The organism is Brachyspira pulli (assembly GCF_036997785.1).
GTDB lineage: Bacteria > Spirochaetota > Brachyspiria > Brachyspirales > Brachyspiraceae > Brachyspira > Brachyspira pulli.
In genome coordinates, this window is sequence record NZ_JAWLQI010000030.1 from 1 (window position 1) to 18,664 (window position 18,664).

Consider the following 18,664-nt stretch of genomic DNA (forward strand, 5'->3'; position numbering starts at 1 on the left):
TATAAGGAATACCATCTTTTTTTTAAACTAAAAGTGTGCAATATCTATGGCTCTTAAACACTTAAAAATTTTTAGTATATATTGACCTACAACGAATATTTGATATAATTATATAAAGTGGGAAGTTATGGAACAGAATAATTCCCCACGTTTTTCTTACTGTTTAATAATCTGTGCTATAGCAGTTATTAAAGTATCAATGGCAATTATTAGATTTGATACGGTTTCGATAATTGCCATTTCTTTTTAAATTTCATTATCCTGTTTCCATTTATCTAATATTAGAAGTATAAAATAAAAAATTAAAAAAGATTTATACGATAGTTAGTTTATTAATGAATATTTTTAATTAATTATTTTTATCTTTTTTATTGACTTATCATAAAAACTTTGTTAAACTATAATCATAGCTAGGATGAACTGCAGAAAATCAGCCTCGACTGCCGTGATATTTAGTATTTACTAAATTGATACGATGGAGGGAATCCCATACTAGTTATGGACAGGCTGTCCTCCCATCTTAGCTATTTTCTTTTATAGTTTTATCCAGCTTTTCTTTTTGTTCCCGTTGTCTATTTTTTATTACATGATAATTTATTATTTCATAGTTTTCTTTTTTATCAGATAATTCTAATAATACTAAATCGCTATGTTTATCATCAGTTCTTGATATAAAATTATGATATGCTGGTTTATCAATATTTGCCTTTAATATAACTTCTGGTTTATATAAAGCATTTCCTATTATTCTTTTAGCTTCTTCTTCAGTAATATCGGGGTGGCTTGCCTTATTTTTTCAATTATATTCTTTTTTAATAAAATAGGCTTATCTTCTAAACCTTGTTTTTTCAAAAAAGATTTTGGAAAGTTAGGCAGAGTATTATCTTTTGTCCAGTCTATTTTTTCAAGCTGTTCAATTTTTTCTTTTATTTCTTTTTCTTCTTTTTGTTTTTCTTCGCTTGAATCTTCATTATTAGTTTCTTCTTTATCTTCCTGTTTATTATCTTCTCCGCTTCCTTTCGTAAACTTACCGTCTTTATCTCTTTTGTGTTCTTCTTCCTTAAAATTATTAGTATCTGCTTTTATACCGCTGACACTTGGCGGTTTATTAAAATTTGCCTCATCTTCACTATTATTTTTACTATAATCAAACATTACCTCATCATCTTCAGCCCCTTCCATTCCGCCCTGTGAATCTAATTCCATTTCATTTTTAAATATTTCGCTTTCGTTTAGTTCTTCCTGTAAGTCTGCAGGATTAGCTCCCAACTGTTGGGCTTTAAGTAAATTATCAAGTTTTTTAGCATTATTGTCCTGAGTAACGCTTTCAGGTTCAGGAAATAAGTTGCCGTATTTAAACTTGAAGTTTTCAGCCCAGCTTCTAAATATTTCGCTGTCTGTTTTGTCCTGATATTCGCTGTATTTATAACGAATATCATCAATAAAAGCACTGTCCCAAGCCTTGAGCATGACATAATAATCAGTCAAGTTATATAAAGGAGTAAGTTTATTTTCTCTAAAACTTTCAATTATTGATATTTCCGTTTCTTTGTCTTTATCTCCCTCACTGAATCCATTTGAAAGGCTTTTATCAAATAGTATTGAGGCAGGAGTGTCGTTTAAAGCTTTTGTTATATCATCTTCAAGTTTATTAATGCTTTCTATAAGTCCGCTTAAATTAGAAATAGGAAAATCTTCGATTGTGCTGTCGGCTGAAATAGATTTTTTAATGTTTTTTATTTGATAAAGAATTGATATTCATTTTATATATGTTATAATTTTTTTATAGGGTAGGATTGCCGTCCCACCCCCATTTTTTGTTTTTTAATTACTGTTTAAGTAAAGCTACTAAAGCAGTAATCAAACTTGTAATCGCTATGATAAGTTCTGTCAATGCTTTAATCATAGCGATTTTTTCTTGCTGTTTTTTAACCATCTTATTACCTCCAATTTATTATTATATTGAAATTATAAATCAAACAATAAAAAAAGATTTATACGATAGTTAGTTTATCGATGTTTTGGAATATTAAAAAGCCGACATCATTTTTAATGACATCGGCTTGTATTTTTTATTTGCTTTATTTATTTTCTTCCATACCTATTATTTTATCAAGTACGATTTTTTTTGAATATAAGCCAACACTCATATCATTTTCCTCAGCATATTTTTTTAAAAGCTCATTTTCTTCATCGCTTATTCTAAAAAATATAACATGAGTATTTTTTTTATTTTCTTTTTTCTTTCTACCAGCACCTTCTCTAGCACCGCCGTGAGTGTTTTTTACTTCATCGCCCATTTTATCACCCATATTAAAATAGATATTGAAAATATAAATAAAGATATAGAAAAAATTATTTTAGATAAATTATTAATTTTTTCTAATGTTTTTTCTTTCATAAAAAATTGACCTCCATAATGTTTTTATTATATTATAATGCGTCTGGATTTATAATATTACCAGTTAGTTTTAGTTATTAACAGATTTTAAGTATTATGTTTATTGCTATTAATAATCAATCGATAGCTTTAATAACTTTGTTAACATTGATTAAGATATTAAGCTAATCACTTTTTTATTTTTCACCATCTTTTTATCTTTTGATTGACTTATCATAAAAACTTTGTTAAACTAAATATAGAGTTAGTATGAATGGCAAAAAAATTGTCGCCCTCGACTGCCGCTTGCTTAATTTTAAGTACTGCGATGGAGGGAACGGGCGTCCTCCCTACTAACTCTTTTTTTATTTTATAAAAGTCTACTATTTTATAATTCTCTTTCTTATCTTTAATAGATATTAAAACTATATTTTTTCACTGTTTATTTTATCTAGTAATATTTTTTTAGCATATTGTCCTATACTTAAGTTATTTTCTTTTGCTATTTGCTCTATTTGTAAATATAGATCTTTATTTACTTTGAAAGAAATAGATTTAACAGGCTTTACTTTTTCTTCATCTGGAAGTTTCTTTCTTCCTGCACCTTTTCTTGCTCCGCCTCTCGCCATGATATATTATCCTCTAATTATGAAAGATATAGATAAAATTATAACTGATAAAGATAATATGATAAAACTAGCAAATTCTATATTTTTGATTGTTTTCTTGTTCATATATTGACCTCTAATTTAATATTTAATTTGTATAAGTGTTTAATAACTTCTAACATTTTTTACTGTTTAATAATTTTATAATTATTAAATCTCATATTAAAAAAATTATCCATTTTTTGACATAAATATAATCAAAGCTATTGAAGTAATGATTTGACTTGTAGAAAGAGTTATAACAGCAATTACTAAAGCTTTTAACAAAGAATCTTTATTCATAATTTACTCCTGATATTATTGTTTATATTTTTTTATAATCATTATCAAATTTATTATGCTTAAAAGTAAAGCATAAATTGATATTGTATATGTAATAATTTTTAACATTTTTACTCCTAAACTGTAATTATATATTATTTATTAATAAAGTTAATAGCATATTTTTAAAAAGTAAAATAATGTTTATATGCATATATTAATGATTCTAAAATAATTGATAGTAGTCTGTAAGTATTGACATAAGTACAGCTTGCCTTTGGTGAGAATATGATCTTTTAAATTAATATATTAAGTATTATATATATTTTTTTAATTATTTATTGAAAAATATTAAATATTTTTTATATTTACAACAAATATCAGAAAAAATATTTTACTAAAGTGTCAATTTTGTATTTTTTAAAATAATTAATAAATTTTCAAAAATTATTTACTAAAAATGCATTTTATTGTATAATACTTGCAACAAATTTTTAATAAGGAGTAATATTCATGAAGGTTGAAGAATTAAAACATGAACAGCTTAAAGCTTGGATTAAAGAAGTAGCAGATATGTGTCAGCCAAAAGATATATATGTTTGTGACGGAACTAAAGAAGAATACGATAGCTGTATGAATGGTTTAGTAGAATTAGGTTTAGCAAAACCTTTAACTAAAAGACCACATAGCCATTCTTTTAGAAGTGACCCTTCTGACGTAGCACGTGTTGAAGATAGAACTTTTATAAGTTATCCTGATAAAGAAGATGCAGGCCCTACTAATCACTGGATGGCTCCAGATGAATTAAAATGCACTATGAAAGAATTATATAAAGGTTGTATGAAAAATAGAACTATGTACGTAATTCCTTTCTCTATGGGTCCTGTTGGTTCTCCTATAGCTAAAATAGGTGTAGAAATCACTGACAGCCCTTACGTTGTATGTAACATGCATATAATGACTAGAGTTGGTACTAAAGTATTAGAAGTATTAGGTTCTAATGGTGAGTTCATACCTTGTTTACACTCTGTAGGTGCTCCACTTGCTGACGGTGAAAAAGACAAAAAATGGCCTTGTGCTCCAATAGAGAAAAAATACATTTCTCATTTCCCTAATGAAAACTTAATCTGGTCTTATGGTTCAGGTTACGGCGGAAACGCTTTACTTGGTAAAAAATGTTTCGCTTTACGTATCGCTTCTGCTATGGCTAGAAGAGAAGGTTGGATGGCAGAACACATGCTTATCTTACGCCTAACTAATCCAGAAGGTAAAAGATTCCATATCGCTGCTGCATTCCCAAGTGCTTGCGGTAAAACTAACCTTGCTATGTTACAGCCAACTATCCCTGGTTGGAAATGTGAAACTATAGGTGACGATATTGCTTGGATGAAAATAAATCCTGAAGACGGCAGACTTTATGCTATCAACCCAGAAGCTGGTTTCTTTGGTGTAGCTCCAGGAACTTCTTATGATTCTAACCCTATGGCTATGGAATCAATCAAAGAAAACACTATATTCACTAACTGTGTAGAAACAGATGACGGCGATGTATGGTGGGAAGGTATGGGAGAAGCTCCTAAACATGGTATAGACTGGAAAGGTAATGACTGGACTCCAGAAAGCGGTGAAAAAGGTGCTCACCCTAATGCTAGATTCACAGCTCCTGCTAGACAATGTCCTGTAATTTGTCCAGACTGGGAAGATCCTAAAGGTGTACCTATAGATATATTCATCTTCGGAGGAAGAAGAGCTTCAGTTATGCCTTTAGTGCATGAATCTTATAACTGGGATCATGGTGTATTTATGGGTTCTACTGCTGCTAGTGAAACTACTGCTGCTAATATCGGTGCAGTTGGTGCATTAAGATTTGACCCATTTGCTATGCTTCCATTTGCTGGTTACAATATGGGCGACTATATGAACCACTGGCTTGAAATGGGAGATAAATTAGGTGATAAAGCTCCTAGAATCTTCTATGTAAACTGGTTCAGAAAAGATGCTAATGGTAAATGGTTATGGCCTGGATTCGGTGATAACTCAAGAGTATTAAAATGGATGTGTGAAAGAGTTGAAGGTAAAATCGAAGCTGTTGACACTCCTATCGGAAGAATGCCTAAAGAAGGCGATTTAGACCTTAAAGGTTTAGATATTCCTGAAGCTGATTTCAAAGAGCTTATGAGAGTAGATGTTGAAGCTTGGAAAGATCAAGCTAATCAAATCGAAGCTCATTATGCTAAATTCGGTTCAAGATTACCAGAAAGACTTAAAAAACAATTAGAAGAATTAAGAGCTAGATTAAGCAAATAATTTTAGTTAATAATTTTTCTTAGAAATATAGCCAATAGTTTAATTAATATTAAGCTATTGGCTTTTTTATTGCTTTATATTAATTTAATATTCATTTTTATTAATTATAATTTTTTGTAATATATAAGTAATTTAGTTTTATTATAATTTGTATTTAGTTTATATGATCTGATTTAAGAAATATATTTTTTATATTATTAATTTTTTATGGTAAACTATAAGCTAATAACTGATGAATTAAAATAAAAAATTAGTATATACCTAAACAACTATATTTTGTCAATTTTTATACTTTGTAAATCTAAATTATAATTTTTTATAATATCAAATATTATTTCATATTTGTTGGATATGTTTTACATATAAGATAAATTATTAATTTTTGTACAATAATAAGTAATCAACCGCACGTATAGAGGACTTTCGTCAATAATAAGTGATACCGTGCGGGAAGGTGCCGCAGCTCGCGGTTGACAAACTTAAAAGTTTTCAGTATATATAAAAATAGGCTTGAATTTATTATTAAAATCCAAGCCTATTTTAATTTATATTAAATTATTAAAAACTATTCTAAATAACAGTGATGGAATCTGTGGAAACCTAAAGAGTCATAATATACGCCTTTAAGTTTTGGAGATACTAAAAGAGGTTCTGTATAGTAATATATTGGTATTATAGCTTCCTCTTTCATTAGCATTTCTTCTGCTTTATGCATAGTTTCCATTCTAAATTTTTGATCTCCTGAAAGCATAACTTGATTTATCATATCATCATAAGCTTTATTGCTGTAAACACTGTAATTGTTTGGAGAGTAACTTATACATAAAGTCATAAAGTTTATAGGGTCATTGAAATCTCCATTCCAACCGCCTCTAGCCATTGTTATATTTCTATCATATCTAGTTTGTAAAAATACTGCCCATTCTTCTTGTGTTAAAGTAACATCAATGCCTAAATTCTCTTTCCACATTTGCTGAACAGCTTCAAATATTTTTACATGAAGTCCTGGATCTGCTTTAAACTCCATAACAGGAAAACCATTTCCATTAGGATATCCAGCTTCAGCCATTAATTTTTTGGCTTCTTCTATGTTAGCCTTATATCCTTCTTTGCTTACATCTATATATTCACCGCCGTTTTCTCTGAAATCGCCTTCATAATCTGATATACCATAAGGAACTAAAGCACCGGCAGGTTTTTCTCCGCCTCTTGTTATTTGATCAACTATATAGTTTCTGTCAATTGCAAGTGATAATGCTCTTCTTACTCTTACATCTTTTAATATATCATTTGTTAAATTCAAACAATAGTAATATGAAGATATTCTAGGTTTTATTACTATAAGTCCTTCATCTTGTAATGTTTTTATATCTTGTCTAGGGAATGATCTAGCAAAATGCAAAGTTCCAGCTTTTACACCAGCTACAGAAGCAGTTTCATTTTCCATAAGAACAAATGTAATTTTATCAGGTACAATAGTTTCTACATTCCAATAATTTGTATTTTTTACCATTATAAGACTTTCATCTCTATTTCTTTCTACAAGTTTGAAAGCACCATTTCCTATATAGCTTTCAGCATTTAAAGTCCATTGATCGCCATATTTTTCAATGATGTCTTTTCTTAAAGGATAGAAAGTAGGGAAGCTTAAAAGTTCTAAGAAATATGCAGTAGGAGCTTCTAATTGAACTTCTAATGTAAAATCATCTATTGCTTTTATACCCAAATTTTCTTTTGGCATATCTCCGGCTGTTATAGCTTTTGCATTTTTTACAGGTTCATGCTGATATCCGTATTGACTTCCAGTTGCTGGATTTACTACTCTTTGCCAAGAATAAACGAAATCATTTGCTGTAACTATTTGACCATCAGTCCATTTAGCATTTGTTCTGAGTTTAAATGTATATGTAAGTCCGTCATCACTTATTTCCCAGCTTTCAGCAACTCCTGGTATTAATTTACCATTGTCATCTTTCTCTACTAATCCTTCAAATGTATGAGTTAAATAAAATACCGCATCTGATGTTACATTTATACTAGGATCTATAGTATTTGGTTCTGGGCCAGTGTTAATAAATATTGATACTCCTTCTTCTTTTTTATTACTGTTTGAACATGATATAACAAATAAAAATATTAAAAAGGATATAACTATTTTATTTATTTTTGTCATCTTTCCTCCTAACGTTAATTAAAGAAATAACTTTGTAAAGTATTATTTTTAATAGTATATACTTTATATGGATTAAAGTCAATTTTATATTATTTTTTATAATAGTTTTTATTCTACTAGATAAGCTCTAGAAAAATCATGCTGACCCATAGAATCGTATATTACACCTTTTAATTTAGGGCATACTAATAAAGGTTCATTATAAAAATAAATAGGTATTATGGCCATATCTTGTATTAATAATTCTTCAGCTTTATGCATAGTTATCATTCTGTGAGATGAATCAGTAATTAAAGTAGCTGTTTTAATAAAATCATCATACCTTACATTGCTGTATACACTATTATTATTAGGAGAAGAACTTAAAAATATAGATAGAAAATTTATAGGGTCATTAAAGTCTCCATTCCAACCGCCGCTCGCTATATCTATTCTTTTTGCAAATCTTTTCTTTACTAAATCTGACCATTCTAATTCTTCCATTACAACATTTATGCCAAGATTTTCTCTCCACATTTTTTGTATAGCTTCAAATATATATTTATGTACTCCATGAGTAGTTGTAAAAGTCAAAGTAGGGAAATTGTTTCCGTTTGGATAACCTGATAACATCATAAGCTTTTTAGCTTCTTTAACATTCTTTTCATAATTATCTTTAGTTATATCTATATAATCTCCGCCGTTTTCTCTAAAACCACCAAAGAAACCAGGTACTCCATAAGGAACTAATGCAGCTGCAGGTTTTTCTCCGCTTTTAGTTATATTTTCTACTATATAGTTTCTGTCAATTGCAAGAGATAAAGCTTTTCTAACATTAACATCTGATAAAACACTATTTGTTACATTTACAAAATAGAAATAAGACGATATTCTAGGAACATTATGTATATATCCGTCTTTTTCTAATGATGAAATTTGATCTCTTGGGAAATTTCTTGAGAAATGAAGAATACCTTTTTTTACAGAATCAAGAGAGTATTCATTATTATTTTTTAATATAAATTCTAATCTGCTAGGTATAACTTCTGAACTATTCCAATAGAATTCATTTTTTTCCATTATGATATATTCATTAAATTTTCTTTCAACAACTTTGAAAGGTCCATTTCCTATAAATGTTAAAGGATTATCTGTCCAGCTTTCTCCAAATTTTGATATCATATCTTCTCTTAAAGGAGAGAATGTAGGATATGCTAAAATTTCTAAGAAGTAAGTTATTGGCATTTCTAATATAATTTCCAATGTATAGTCATCAATGGCTTCAACACCTAGAAATTTGGGTTCTAATTCTCCATTAAAAATAGCTTTTGTATTTTTTATAACATTATATTGATAAGCATATTTACTTCTTGTTTGAGGATCAAATAATCTTCTAAATGAATATACAAAGTCATTTGCTGTAATTCCTTTTCCATCACTCCAATAAGCATTATCTCTAAGGTTAAAAGTATATACAAGACCATCACTGCTAATACTCCAGCTTTTTGCAACAGCTGGTATTATTTTACCATCTTTGTCTTTAGTAACCAAACCTTCAAATATATGTTTGAAGTATATTAATGTATCTGAAGTTACATTTACACTAGGATCTATTGTATAAGGTTCTGAGCCTATATTTATTTGTAAAGCAAAATATTGATTTGTATATTTATGAGGCATAGTTTCTTCAATTTCAGAACAAGATATGTTTAACAAACATACAAAAATAAATAATAATATATAAAATTTATTTGACATTTTATTTTTACCTATTTATATTGTTTATATTATTTTCCTTTTACTTGAGTATATATTTTATACGCTTTAATGTCAATTAATATTTTTTAGTATTTTATTCTCTAAGTTTAAAATATTCTATTATTTTTTTCAGTTCATTTGATTCTTCTAAAAGAGATTTTGATGCTTCAGTTGCCTGATTAACTATTTTATAATCTTTATTTTCAGTTTTTTCTATACTCTTATTTTGATTATAATCATTTATTTGACCTACAATTTCTGACATATCATTAGATTTAGTTGAAACTTTATTTATTTTCCTTTTTACGGTATTAAATAAATCATTCAAATATTTTACAATGTTATTGATACCTCTGCTCATATCTCCTATTTCATCGTTTAATTTTAAATAATTTTCAGAGACACTCCAAGATATATCACCAACCGTAATTTTTGTAAGATTGTCGTTTAATTCATTCACGGCTGATACAACGTATTTATTAATTGTGGCAGGTACTATTATTACTATTAATATAATTATAATAGAAATTATAACACCAATCATAATCATCATTTTATAATTATTTTTTAATATAATTCTAGCAGGCATAGCTATTTCAATACCCCAATAAATATCACCAAACATTTTTATTGGTTCTATTGAATAGAAATATTTATATGAATTTTTTTTATTATATGCTTCAAATATTACACTTTCATTAGATTGTACTTTTTGTAATATATTTTCACTGCTATGAGGCTGATGTAAATTTGCAAAGTTTTCTCCTGTACAATCTTTATCTGTATTACAGAAAATAATTGTTCCTTTATCATCAAATAGGGTAGTAGTGAGATTTGTTTGTATAAAATTCATTGAATCCAAAGCTACATCTAAACTAGCAACTCCTATAATTTGATTGTTGCTCGACATTATAGGAATAGAATATGTGTACATTGCTACATATTTACCTTGTATAGGATAAGAATATAAAGAAGTAATATAAGGCTTTCCAGTTTTTACAGGTACATTAAAATAATCAGCTTGTAAATCTGCCCTTTTTAGATTTGTCATTAATATATTATTATTTGAGTCTTTGCTTATATATATTCCAAGACGTCCATTAATTCTTTTATACATAGAATCATCTTTATATAAATCATCATTATCTATTGCTTTAGGCATAAATAGTATAGATATAGCAAATGAATTAGTACTCATCTTTTTAGAAAAATTATACATAAAATCTTCATATATTTCTCTTTTTCTAATATTATAATTGTATAGCTGCTCTACAGAATATTTTAAATTATTAATATAATTTAATTCTGAATCTATTAAGTTTTTCATTTTTAATGATTCATTTTTTGATATTTGAGATATAGTAAATAAAGACATTTTTTTAGTTGTATTATAAGTATAAATTATATTTATAATACCAAATACTAATATTATAGTTATTATTGGTATAATAATAAACATACTAATTTTTATATTTAAACTTAGCTTATTATCCATGCTTTAATACCTATATATCAATATTATATATTATTTTTTTAATTTGAAATATTCTATTATCTTTTTTAGCTCATTTGATTCTTCTAAAAGAGATTTTGATGTTTCAGTTGCCTGATTAACTATTTTATAATCTTTATCTGTAGATTTTTTTATTGTTTTATCTTGGTTATCATCATTTATTTGCTCTAAAATTTCTGACATATTATTAGAGGTGTTTGAAACTTTATTTAATTTTCTTTTTACATTACTAAATAAATCATTCAAATATTTTACAATATCATTAATACCTCTGCTTATATCGCCAATTTCATCATTTAATTTTAAATAATTTTCAGATACACTCCAAGATATATCTCCTTCTTTTATTTTGGAAATATCCTTATTCAATTCATTCATAGCCGATACAACATGCTTATTAATTATGGCAGGTACTATTATTATTATTAATACAATTATAGCTAATATTATAATCCACATCATGATGATAATTTTGTAGTTAGTTAAAAATTCTGCTTTAGCGGATACAGCTAATTCTATTCCCCAATATACATCATCAAACATATGCAATGGCATAAAAAGGTGAATATATTTACTTAAGTTTTTTTTGTTATATGATTCTTTTAATATAGTATTATTGGAGTATATAGTTTCAAATAAATCACTGCTTCCGTATACATCTGATAAATTAGTAATATTTTCACCTACACTATATCTATCTGTAGCACAATAAATAATATCTCCTTTATTATTAAATAAAGAAACAGAGTATCCATTTGTATCATCATAAAATATAACATTGTCCAAAGATAAATTCAAAGAAGATACAGCAATCATTTCGTTATCTTTAGAAAATATAGGTATTGAATATGTGTACATAGGTTTATATTTGCCTTGTACAGGGTAATATTTCAAAGTTGTGATATAAGGTTTTTTAGTTTTTATAGTAGTCTCTAAATATGAATATTCTAAATCTGATTCTTCAAGATTAATTCTTGATATATTATCTTTTTCCATATCTTTAACTAAAGATATAGCCAATCTTCCATCAATGTTTTTATAAAGAGGATTATTAATATACATACTATCATTATCAATAGCATTAGTAAAGAATATTAAAGACACAGAAACGGCATTGGTACTCATTTCATGAGCAAACCTATTCATTAAATCTTCATATACTTCTCTTTTTCTAACATTATAATTATATAAATTTTCTACAGAATATTTTATATTATTTAGGTAATTTAATTCAACATTTATTATACCTTCTATTTCATATACTTCTTTGGCAGACATTTGAGATATCGCAAATAATGCCATTTGTTTTGTTATATTACGTGCATAAATTGTATTTATAACACCAAATATCAATATTATAATTATTATTGGTATAATAATAAAAATGCTGATTTTTATATTTAAACTAACCTTATTACTCATATAACTCCTTTGTCATTAGTCTCTTAATTTGAAATATTCTATAGCATCAATTAATTCATTAGCTTCATTTAATAGAGATTGAGAAGCAGCAGTAGCCTGTTCTACTAAAGCAGCATTTTTTTGAACAGATGAATCCATTTCATTTATAGCAATGTTTACCTGTTCTATACCTTTTTGCTGTTCCTGTGAAGCTATATTAATTTTATCCATAATAATGGAAGCATTATCCATTTTTTGTGCAATATCGGAAAATATATCTTTAGAATTTCTTACACTTTCAGAAGCTAAATTAGTTTTTTCATTACTGTCTGCTATTAAAGCACTAATATTTTTTACTGATTCTTGAGTATTTTGTGCTAGGTTTCTTACCTCACTTGCTACTACTGCAAAACCGCGTCCCTGATCGCCAGCTCTTGCAGCCTCAACTGAAGCATTAAGTGCAAGTATATTAGTTTGGAAAGCAATATTTTCTATAAGTTTAGTGATATCCATTATTTTAGCACTAGCTTCATGAACATCGTCCATTTTTCTAACACTTTCTTCTACTATAGAACCCGCTTTATCTAAGAACTCTTTAGCATCTAATACTATAGATGTACTTTCTGATACACTTTCAGTTGATTCTTTTATAGTACCAGCCATTTCATTCATAGAAGCTGCCGTTTCTTCTAAACTAGATGCCTGAGATTCTGTTCTGTTTGCCAAATCATTATTACCGGCTAAAACCTGATTGGCAGCAGCAGAAACTTGCTGAGCAGAATTTTTGACTGTTAAAACTACTTTATTTAAATTACTAAGTATTTTATTGCAGCTTTTGGCTATATCACCCCATTCATCATTCATATTTAAGAATTTTTCTGATACAGCAAATGATATATCTCCGTTTGATATTTTTAACATATCTTGAGATAAACCGGAAATAATACTTATTACTTTATTTTTAATTATTATTGGTATTAATATAGCAGAGATTATAATTATTAGAAAAGATATTAAAATCATTGTGTTTCTCATCATATCGCTGTCTTTAAATATTTCTTTACTAGCAGCCATTATTTCAAGTATCCAATACTGTCCGTCAACAACTTCTAAAGGAATAAAATAATAAGTGGCATATCCTTTATAATAACTTGTATAATCTGAAAAATATACTGTTTTGTTTGCAAAAATATTTTCAGATACTTGGTGACTTTTATATATAGGATATATATCATAAATATTTTTTCCTAAATTAACTGTTTCTTCAGCATCATATAATAAATTACCAAAATGATCATATAATAAACCTTCGGAATTTTCAAAAGGTTTTATTGCTTTCATAGTTTCATTCAATGTTGTTATTTTTATATCTCCTGTTATTACACCTATAGGTTTGTTCTGATACATTATAGGTACTGCCCAAGTATACATTTGTATTTTATCATTATTTCCTATATCAAATTCATATATGCCTGACAAATACTCTTTTGCTTTTCTAATAGGTTCTGTATAATAATCAGCTTCTATATCCTGACGAGGAAGTGCTCTTTCTGTAATATTGTTAGCTGAAGACCTCGATATATAATATGTTTGCTGACCTTCTGTTAAAGGATAAATATTAATATAATCTGCATCATTACCTACAATATTTGGTTCAAATGTTAACATAACACCAACTACAGTTGTAGGAAGAACATTAAAGAAAGTTTTTACAGCATCCTCATAAGCTTTTCTATCTCTAACTCCAGAACTATACATATTTTCTACTGTATATTTTAATCCAGTTATTTGATAAAGATCTTCTTTTATAACTGCACTTAACTTATTTCTTTCACCTTTTGCAGCTTCTTCTAAAATTTTGTATGATAACTTACTGCTTATACTTTGAACATAAATAATGTTGATTACATTTGATATAATCATCATTATTAATAATGGTATTAATATAACTAAACTAATTTTTACTTGAAGACTAACTCTTTTAAACATAATAAACCTTCTCTATATAATTAATTTTTTAATTTAAAATATTCTATAGCTTTTAATAAATCTCTTGCTTCGCTTAATAAAGATTCTGATGCAGAAGTAGCTTCTGATACCAAAGCAGCATTTTTCTGTACAGATGCATCCATATTATCAATGGCTATATTAACTTGATCAATACCTTTTTCCTGTTCTTGCGATGCAGTATTAATCTTGTCCATTATATTAGAAACACTATCCATTTTTTCTAATATTTCATTAAATATAGTTTGTGATTCCTGTACGCTGCTAGCTGCTAATTTTATTTTATCATTACTGTCTGTTATTAAGGAAGTAATGCTTTTTACTGATTCTTGTGTATTTTGTGCTAAATTTCTAATTTCACTAGCAACTACTGCGAAACCGCGTCCCTGATCACCAGCCCTTGCAGCCTCTACTGAAGCATTAAGAGCAAGTATATTAGTTTGGAAAGCAATATTTTCTATAAGTTTAGTGATGTCCATTATTTTAGTACTGGATTCATGAACAGCATCCATTTTATTAACGCTGTCTTCTATTATGCCGCCTGCTTTATTTACACATTCTTTTACATTCATTATCATAGAAGTACTTTGAGCAACACCTTCAGCTGATTCTTTTATAGCACTAGCCATTTCATTCATAGAAGCTGCAGTTTCTTCCAGTCCAGAGGCTTGAGTTTCTGTTCTTTGAGATAAATCATTATTACCTATCAAAACTTCATTTGCTGCATTTGAAACTTGTTCTGCTGAATTTTTTACTGTAGAAACAACATTTCCTAAGTTTTTTAAAGTATTTTGTAATCCTCTTGCTATATCTCCCCATTCATCATTCAATTTTAAAAAGCTATTTGAAATACTGAAAGATATATCTCCGTTTGATATTTTAGTAATATCTCTTGCAGTATATCCTATTAATTTTGTTACTTTTCTTTTTATTATTAGAGGAACTATTATAGAACTTATTATTACTATTAATGCTGATATCATAAACATTATATTTCTTATAATATTTGAATCTTTTAATATAATATCATTAGGAGCAGTTATTTTTAGTCCCCAATAATTTCCTTTTGACATTTCTATAGGAGTAAATGAATATGTGTAGTATTTTTTCAATGTTCCGCTGAAATTTTCAAACAGCAGATTTTCTCCGCTTTTTATTTTATTAAATACATCATGTTCATTGTAGTACGGATATATTTCATCAAGTGTTTTAGATATATATTCACTCTTATCACTATCATATATTATGGTTCCTGCATTATCAAAAAATGTAATAGTTGTTCCTTCAAATGGTTTTATTGTTGATAATAAATCGTTAATGGAATTTATAAATACTTCTAAACATATCACACCTATAACTCGATTTTCTTTTTTTATTGGTACCGCCCAAGTGTAAAGCAAATCTTTATCATTAACAGGGGATTTATATATATCAGATATATATATTTCTCCAGTACTTAAAGTTTTTGTATATGCTTCATTTTGGAAAATTCTAGTATCAAAATATGAAGCTTGAATTTTAGAGTTATTATTTTTTGATAAGTAATAAGTGAAACGTCCATTTGCAGGACCGTATTTTTCTGAATTTGTATAATCTGAATCATTGCCAATTATATTAGGCTCAAATGCTATAAGTAAACCATTAACTTTTTGAGGCAGTTCATCAAAAAAACTATATAAAAGCCTCTCATAAAATGGTCTGCTTAAAGTACCGTCATTATAAAATCCTCTTACAACTCTTTCCAGCCCTATAAGAGAATATAAATCTTCTTTCATGTACGATAATAATTTGGCCGCTTCTCCTTTTGAGTTTTCTTCTAATATTCTATATGATAAATTCTTACTGGCTGATTTTACATATACAATATTTACTGCATTTGAAATAATAAGCATTATTAATAAAGGTATTAATATTGCTAAACTAATTTTTATTTGAAGTCTAAATTTTTTAATCATAATTAACCCTAATATAATTGCTTTTTATTTTTTCACAATATTATACATTTTTTGTTTGCAATTTCAATAATTAAAAAAAAATTTATTATTAAATAATAGTTTTGTTAATTTTTTTTATATTATTTGCCTTTTAGTAAAGATATTTTTATATTAATTGTTTTTTAGATTGAAATATGATATGGCTTTTAATAAATCATTAGCCTCACTTAATAAAGATTCTGATGCTGAAGTAGCTTCTGATACCAAAGCAGCGTTTTTCTGTACAGATGCATCCATATTATTAATAGCTATATTAACTTGATCAATACCTTTTTCTTGTTCTTGAGCAGCAGTATTGATTTTATCCATTATTGAAGCAGCATTATCCATTTTTTCTAATATTTCATTAAATATAGTTTTTGATTCCTGTACACTGCTTGCTGCTAATTTTATTTTATCATTACTATCTGTTATTAAAGAAGTAATATTTTTTACTGATTCTTGTGTATTTTGTGCTAAATTTCTAATTTCACTGGCAACTACTGCGAAACCGCGTCCCTGATCACCAGCTCTTGCTGCCTCTACTGAAGCATTAAGAGCAAGTATATTAGTTTGGAAAGCAATATTTTCTATAAGTTTAGTGATGTCCATTATTTTAGCACTGGCTTCATAAACATTATCCATTTTATGAACACTGTCTTCTATTATGACGCCTGCTTTATTGATATATTCTTTTGCATCTATTACTATAGAAGTACTTTGAGCAACACCTTCGGCTGATTCTTTAATAGCACTAGCCATTTCGTTCATAGAAGCTGCAGTTTCTTCCAAACTAGATGCTTGAGATTCTGTTCTTTCTGACAAGTCATTATTACCTATCAAAACTTCATTTGCTGCAGTTGTAACTTGTTCTGCTGAATGTCTTACTGTATTTATTACACTATTAAAGTTATCCATAGCTTTTTTCCATCCTCTAGCTATATCACCCCATTCATCATTTTTCTTTTCAAAGCCTTGAGGTATTTCTATTGTTAAATCTCCAGTAGACATAGCCATAATATCTTTGGCTAAAAGTATTATTATATTAGATACTTTCTTCCTTTTATTATAGGTGTGATAATTACAGAAACTATCAATATAAATATTAATATTCCTATCATTATATTTCTTATATTTGTTGTTTCTGCCTGTATAACTCTGCTTGGAGTAAGAATTTCTATTCCCCAATTATATCCTTCAAACATAGTTACAGGTGATATTACATAAGTTCCAACTTCATCAAATACTGTTGTAAAATGTTCAAAATTTAATGATTTTCCTGCTCTTACATTTTCTATTATTTGGAAATTTTTATACCAATCATATACATTATAAGCATTCTCTCCTATACCATCTGATTTTCCGGCATTATATACCAAATTTCCAGCAGTATCGAATAAAATAACTTGACTTTCAGGATAAGGTTTTATTTTTGCTATAGAGGCTGCCAAACTTTCAGGAGATACATTGGCAACAACTACACCTATATTTTTGCCGTTACTATCAAATATAGGAATACTCCAAGTATATATTTCTGTTTTTGTGTTTCCTATATTGTATAAATAAATAGGTGTTATATGCGGTTTTGATGTGTTTTTAGATACAGTAAAATACTCAGCATTTAAATCTGATGCTGCAAATTTTTGCTGAAAAGCATTTCCATTATTTTTGGCAAAATATACCCCAAATTGTCCTGCTATATCAGCATAAAATTCATTATTGACGTAATTTGCATCGCTATCTAATAAGTCTTTATTAAAAATACAACCCATAGCAACTATATTTGAATCTTCATTTTGTACATAATTGCTTATTACGCTTGAATATGTATTTCTATCTCTTATACCTATACTGTATAAATCTTCTAATGTAGATGCTAATTCTGATAAATAAACATATTCAATTTTTAATATATTTTGTCCTCTGTAAGATTCTGCTTCAACTGATTTTTTTAGATAGTCTAAAGATTTTTTTCTGTTTACATTATTTACTAAGATTATATTTACTATACTGGACACTATAATCATAGCAAAAAATATACTAAGTATTAATAAACTAATTTTAAATTGTAACCCTACTTTTTTAAACATAATAATGACTCCATAAAATCATAATTATTAAATTGTTTTTATATTTTAATTTATCAAGATGTTTTTATATAGTCTTAAAAATTATTTTTCGAATAAAAATACTTTATGTAATTTTCAGTTATGTTACTTAAGGTTGGCTCCTAATTTATCTATT

At 27.4% G+C, this 18,664-nt stretch carries 13 protein-coding genes; 1 reads left to right on the plus strand and 12 read right to left on the minus strand.

The annotated features are described in order from the left end of the window. Nucleotides 1-520: 520 nt before the first annotated feature. The 4 genes from R4K56_RS14755 to R4K56_RS08165 form a co-directional block, all read right to left on the minus strand. Nucleotides 521-772, minus strand: a complete 252-nt coding sequence (locus tag R4K56_RS14755) for a hypothetical protein (protein ID WP_418233757.1) — start codon at nucleotides 770-772, stop codon at nucleotides 521-523. Next, nucleotides 745-1,470: a hypothetical protein gene (locus R4K56_RS08155; protein WP_335772311.1), complete on the minus strand. Its 726-nt coding sequence runs from the start codon at nucleotides 1,468-1,470 to the stop codon at nucleotides 745-747. The genes R4K56_RS14755 and R4K56_RS08155 overlap by 28 nt, the downstream gene beginning before the upstream one ends. Nucleotides 1,471-2,081: 611 nt before the next feature. Then, the gene (locus R4K56_RS08160) at nucleotides 2,082-2,300 is read right to left on the minus strand and encodes a DUF6290 family protein (protein ID WP_335772312.1); all 219 of its coding nucleotides are present in this window, start codon (nucleotides 2,298-2,300) and stop codon (nucleotides 2,082-2,084) included. 505 nt (nucleotides 2,301-2,805) lie between these two features. After that, nucleotides 2,806-3,009 (minus strand): hypothetical protein, encoded by a 204-nt coding sequence (locus R4K56_RS08165; protein ID WP_297297642.1) that lies wholly within the window; start codon nucleotides 3,007-3,009, stop codon nucleotides 2,806-2,808. Between the two features lie 813 nt (nucleotides 3,010-3,822). On the opposite strand from R4K56_RS08165, the gene R4K56_RS08170 reads away from it, so the two are divergent. Beyond that, the gene (locus R4K56_RS08170) at nucleotides 3,823-5,616 is read left to right on the plus strand and encodes a phosphoenolpyruvate carboxykinase (GTP) (RefSeq protein ID WP_335772313.1); all 1,794 of its coding nucleotides are present in this window, start codon (nucleotides 3,823-3,825) and stop codon (nucleotides 5,614-5,616) included. Between the two features lie 565 nt (nucleotides 5,617-6,181). Here the strand turns inward: R4K56_RS08170 and R4K56_RS08175 are convergent. The 8 genes from R4K56_RS08175 to R4K56_RS08210 form a co-directional block, all read right to left on the minus strand. Further along, nucleotides 6,182-7,789, minus strand: a complete 1,608-nt coding sequence (locus tag R4K56_RS08175) for a peptide ABC transporter substrate-binding protein (RefSeq protein WP_335772314.1) — start codon at nucleotides 7,787-7,789, stop codon at nucleotides 6,182-6,184. Nucleotides 7,790-7,897: 108 nt separating this feature from the next. Continuing rightward, nucleotides 7,898-9,526 carry a peptide ABC transporter substrate-binding protein gene (locus tag R4K56_RS08180; protein WP_335772315.1) on the minus strand — a complete coding sequence of 543 codons (1,629 nt, stop codon included), beginning with the start codon at nucleotides 9,524-9,526 and terminating at the stop codon, nucleotides 7,898-7,900. Between the two features lie 94 nt (nucleotides 9,527-9,620). Further along, the gene (locus R4K56_RS08185) at nucleotides 9,621-11,021 is read right to left on the minus strand and encodes a methyl-accepting chemotaxis protein (protein WP_335772316.1); all 1,401 of its coding nucleotides are present in this window, start codon (nucleotides 11,019-11,021) and stop codon (nucleotides 9,621-9,623) included. 30 nt (nucleotides 11,022-11,051) lie between these two features. Next, nucleotides 11,052-12,461, minus strand: a complete 1,410-nt coding sequence (locus R4K56_RS08190) for a methyl-accepting chemotaxis protein (RefSeq protein WP_335772317.1) — start codon at nucleotides 12,459-12,461, stop codon at nucleotides 11,052-11,054. Nucleotides 12,462-12,476: 15 nt separating this feature from the next. Next, nucleotides 12,477-14,429 (minus strand): methyl-accepting chemotaxis protein, encoded by a 1,953-nt coding sequence (locus R4K56_RS08195; protein WP_335772318.1) that lies wholly within the window; start codon nucleotides 14,427-14,429, stop codon nucleotides 12,477-12,479. Between the two features lie 20 nt (nucleotides 14,430-14,449). Continuing rightward, nucleotides 14,450-16,402, minus strand: a complete 1,953-nt coding sequence (locus tag R4K56_RS08200; protein ID WP_335772319.1) for a methyl-accepting chemotaxis protein — start codon at nucleotides 16,400-16,402, stop codon at nucleotides 14,450-14,452. Between the two features lie 150 nt (nucleotides 16,403-16,552). Beyond that, nucleotides 16,553-17,437: a methyl-accepting chemotaxis protein gene (locus tag R4K56_RS08205; protein WP_335772320.1), complete on the minus strand. Its 885-nt coding sequence runs from the start codon at nucleotides 17,435-17,437 to the stop codon at nucleotides 16,553-16,555. A 23-nt stretch (nucleotides 17,438-17,460) separates the two neighbouring features. Continuing rightward, a complete protein-coding gene (locus R4K56_RS08210) occupies nucleotides 17,461-18,510 on the minus strand; it encodes a cache domain-containing protein (RefSeq protein ID WP_335772321.1) in 1,050 nt (349 codons plus the stop codon). Between the last annotated feature and the right edge of the window lie 154 nt (nucleotides 18,511-18,664).

Coding starts and splice junctions, on each gene's coding strand:
- R4K56_RS08190 (WP_335772317.1), bottom strand. CDS start 12,461: ATGAGTAATAAGGTTAGTTTAAATATAAAAATCAGCATTTTTATTATT.
- R4K56_RS08180 (WP_335772315.1), bottom strand. CDS start 9,526: ATGTCAAATAAATTTTATATATTATTATTTATTTTTGTATGTTTGTTA.
- R4K56_RS08155 (WP_335772311.1), bottom strand. CDS start 1,470: ATGCTCAAGGCTTGGGACAGTGCTTTTATTGATGATATTCGTTATAAA.
- R4K56_RS08165 (WP_297297642.1), bottom strand. CDS start 3,009: ATGGCGAGAGGCGGAGCAAGAAAAGGTGCAGGAAGAAAGAAACTTCCA.
- R4K56_RS08170 (WP_335772313.1), top strand. CDS start 3,823: ATGAAGGTTGAAGAATTAAAACATGAACAGCTTAAAGCTTGGATTAAA.
- R4K56_RS08160 (WP_335772312.1), bottom strand. CDS start 2,300: ATGGGCGATGAAGTAAAAAACACTCACGGCGGTGCTAGAGAAGGTGCT.
- R4K56_RS08210 (WP_335772321.1), bottom strand. CDS start 18,510: ATGTTTAAAAAAGTAGGGTTACAATTTAAAATTAGTTTATTAATACTT.
- R4K56_RS08185 (WP_335772316.1), bottom strand. CDS start 11,021: ATGGATAATAAGCTAAGTTTAAATATAAAAATTAGTATGTTTATTATT.
- R4K56_RS08200 (WP_335772319.1), bottom strand. CDS start 16,402: ATGATTAAAAAATTTAGACTTCAAATAAAAATTAGTTTAGCAATATTA.
- R4K56_RS08175 (WP_335772314.1), bottom strand. CDS start 7,789: ATGACAAAAATAAATAAAATAGTTATATCCTTTTTAATATTTTTATTT.
- R4K56_RS08195 (WP_335772318.1), bottom strand. CDS start 14,429: ATGTTTAAAAGAGTTAGTCTTCAAGTAAAAATTAGTTTAGTTATATTA.
- R4K56_RS08205 (WP_335772320.1), bottom strand. CDS start 17,437: ATGGCTATGTCTACTGGAGATTTAACAATAGAAATACCTCAAGGCTTT.